1 protein-coding gene is annotated in these 3,757 nt (G+C 68.8%); it reads left to right on the top strand.

Annotated elements, in window-relative coordinates; genetic code table 11:
• Nucleotides 1–3,757: condensation domain-containing protein (locus ACQ4N9_RS26375; RefSeq protein ID WP_430934093.1), on the top strand; the 3,757-nt coding region annotated here is incomplete at both ends.

Here is a 3,757-nt window from a genome sequence, read left to right as displayed (position 1 = left end):
GCGCTTCGGCGACAACGCCCCGCGCCTGATCAACATGTACGGCATCACCGAAACCACGGTGCACGTGACTTACCGTCCGCTGAGCCTGGCCGACCTGGAGCTGGAAGCCAGCAGCCCGATCGGCGCGCCGATTCCGGACCTGTCGTGGTACGTGCTGGATGCTGATCTGAACCCGGTGGCCAAAGGCTGCACCGGTGAGCTGTACGTCGGCCGCGCCGGCCTGGCCCGTGGCTACCTGAACCGTGGCGATTTGACCGCCACACGCTTCATCCCCGACCTGTTCGGCAACACTGGCGAACGCCTGTACCGCACCGGCGACCTGGCGCGCTACCACGCCGACGGCGTGATCGAGTACATCGGCCGGATCGACCAGCAAGTGAAGATCCGTGGTTTCCGTATCGAGCTGGGCGAGATCGAAGCGCGCCTGCTGGAGCAGCCAGAGGTGGCCAGCGCCGTGGTGCTGGCGCACAACGGCCCGCTGGGCACGCAACTGGTGGGTTATGTGGTGCCCAAGGGCCAGGCCGAAGACGGCCTGCGCGAGGTACTGCGTGCGCGCCTGAAAGAAACCCTGCCGGACTACATGGTCCCGGCACACCTGCTGCAACTGGATGCACTGCCGCTGACCGCCAACGGCAAGCTCGACCGCAAGGCACTGCCAGCGCCAGACGCCAGCCAGGCGCAACAGGCCTATGTAGCTCCACGCAGCGAGCTGGAACAGCGCATCGCTGCCATCTGGCAGGACGTGCTGAAAGTCGAGCGCGTCGGCCTGGCCGACAACTTCTTCGAGCTGGGCGGTGACTCGATCATCTCCATCCAGGTAGTCAGCCGCGCCCGCCAGGCGGGTATCCGCTTCACCCCGAAAGAGCTGTTCCAGCACCAGACCGTGCAAGGCCTGGCCAGCGTCGCCCAACAGGGCGAGGCCCAGGCGCAGATCGACCAAGGGCCGGTGCAGGGCGAGATGCCGTTGCTGCCGATCCAGCAACGCTTCTTCGAGCAAGCCATTCCACAGCGTCACCACTGGAACCAGTCGGTGCTGCTGGCGCCCGCCCAGCCACTGGACCCTGCACTGCTGGAAGCGGCATTGCAGGCGCTGGTGGCCCAGCACGATGCCCTGCGCCTGAGCTTCGCCCAGGGCGCCGACGGCTGGCAGGCGCGCTTTGTCGAGCGTGCTGCCCAGCCGTTGCTGTGGGTGCGTGACTGCGACGACCTGGAGGCCCTGGGCAACCAGGCCCAGCGCAGCCTCGACCTGGCCAACGGCCCGCTGCTGCGCGCCGTGCTGGCGACCCTGGCCGATGGCCAGCAGCGCCTGCTGCTGATCGTCCATCACCTGGTGGTCGACGGGGTGTCCTGGCGGGTGTTGTTCGAAGACCTGCAGCAGGCCTACCAGCAACTGCAGGCCGGCCAGGCCGTGCAACTGCCGGCCAAGACCAGCTCGCTCAAGGCCTGGGCCGAGCGCCTGGCGCAGTATGCCCAGGGCGACGCATTGCAGGCCGAACTGGCCTACTGGCGCGAACAGCTGCAGGACGTACCGGCGACGCTGCCCGGCGCCCGCCTGGACGCCAGCCTGAGCAACGCTCGCAGCCTGGTGGTGCAGACCCGCCTGGACCGCGACACCACCCGCCAGCTGCTGCAACAGGCGCCGGCCGCCTACCGCACCCAGGTCAACGATCTGTTGCTGACCGCCCTGGCGCGGGTGCTGGTGCGCTGGACCGGCCATCCGCATGCCTTGATCCAGCTTGAAGGCCATGGCCGCGAGGCGCTGTTCGACGACGTCGACCTGGTGCGTACCCTCGGCTGGTTCACCACTGTGTTCCCGCTGCGCCTGACCCCGGCCGAGAGCCTGGCGGCCTCGATCATGGGCATCAAGGAGCAACTGCGCGCGGTGCCGGGCAAGGGCCTGGGCTTCGGCGTGCTGCGCCACCTCGGTGCACCGGCGGTGCGCGAGGCGCTGGCCGGGCTGGCGCAGCCACGGGTCACCTTCAACTACCTGGGTCAGTTCGATGCCAGCTTCGATGACCCGCAGGCGCTGTTCGAACCCTGCGCCGAGGCCAGTGGCGACGAGCAGGACGCCGACGCCCCGTTGGGCAACTGGCTGAGCCTGGATGGCCAGGTGTACAACGGCGAACTGAGCATGGGCTGGACCTTCAGCCAGGACATGTTCGCCGAACCGGTGGTCCAGGCCCTGGCCGACGACTATGCCGATGAGCTGCGGGCGCTGGTGGCGCATTGCCTGGTCCCGGACAACCGTGGCCTGACCCCCTCCGATGTGCCGCTGGCCGGCCTCGACCAGCGCCAACTGCTGGCGCTGCCCTTCGCCGCCGGCCAAGTGCAGGACCTCTACCCGCTGTCGCCGATGCAGCAGGGCATGCTGTTCCACAGCCTGCTGGAGCAGGGCAACGGCGACTACATCGTGCAGATGCGCGTGGATGTCGACGGCCTCGACCCCGAGCGCTTCCGCCAGGCTTGGCAGGCGGCGCTGGACAACCACGACATCCTGCGCAGCGCCTTCCTCTGGCAGGGCGAGTTCAGCCGCCCGCTGCAGGTGGTGCTGCAGGGCCTGGAGCTGCCATTCGCCCTGCACGACTGGCGTGGCCGCGACGACCTCGCTGCGGCCCTGGACGCGCTGGCCATCGCCGAGCGCCAGCAGGGCTTCGACCTGGCCGCCGCGCCGCTGGTCCGCCTGCAACTGCTGCGCACCGGCGAACACCGCCATCACTTCATCTACACCAGCCACCACATCCTGCTCGACGGCTGGAGCAATTCGCAGCTGCTCGGCGAGGTGCTGCAGCGCTACCACGGCGTGTTGCCGCCTGCGCCCCAGGGCCGCTACCGCGACTACATTGCCTGGCTGGGCGAGCAGGACGCGGCTGCCAGCGAGCGCTACTGGAAGGCACAGACCGCCAGCCTCGACGCGCCGACCCGCCTGGCCGCCGCCATCGGCGAAAGCGACGGCGAAGGCCACGGCGACCTGCAGGTGCAGCTCGACGCGGCCCTGGCCGACAGCCTGCAACAGTTCGCCCGGCAGCAGAAGGTCACCCTCAACACCCTGCTGCAGGCTGCCTGGCTGCTGCTGTTGCAGCGTTACACCGGGCAGGCCGCGGTGGCCATGGGCGCCACGGTGGCCGGCCGGCCGGTCAGCCTGCCGGGCATCGAGCAGCAGATCGGCCTGTTCATCAACACCCTGCCGGTGATCGCCAGCCCGCAGCCACAGCACAGCGTGGCCGACTGGGTGCAGGCGGTGCAGGCGCAGAACCTGAGCCTGCGCGAGCACGAGCACACCCCGCTGTACGACGTGCAGCGCTGGTCGGGCCTGGGTGGCGAGCTGTTCGACAGCCTGCTGGTGTTCGAGAACTACCCGGTGTCCAAGGCCCTGCAGCAGGACAGCGACGAAGCCGTGCTGCGCTTCGGCGAAGTGCTCAACCGTGACCAGGTGCATTACCCGCTGACCGTGCTGATCAACGCCGGTGCCGACATCGAGCTGCACTACAGCTACCTGCGCAGCCACTTCAGCGCGGCCGCCATCGAGCGCCTGGCCGGGCACTTGCAGTGCCTGTTGCAGGCCATGGTCGGCCAGCCATCCCGTGCACTCGGCGCGTTGCCGATGCTGGAGCAGGTTGATCACAGCCCGGTTGCCCTGGACTACCCGCAGGACCGTTGCATTCATGAGCAGATCGAAGCCCGCGCCGAGGCTACCCCGGACGCCCTGGCCCTGATCGACGGCGAGCAACGCTACAGCTACGCCCAGGTCAACGCCCGT

Origin of the sequence: Pseudomonas sp. ES1 (assembly GCF_050586605.1) — a bacterium.
Classification (GTDB): domain Bacteria; phylum Pseudomonadota; class Gammaproteobacteria; order Pseudomonadales; family Pseudomonadaceae; genus Aquipseudomonas; species Aquipseudomonas sichuanensis.
The sequence above is the reverse complement of the archived record's forward strand: the minus strand, read 5'-3'. Positions and strand labels throughout refer to the sequence as shown.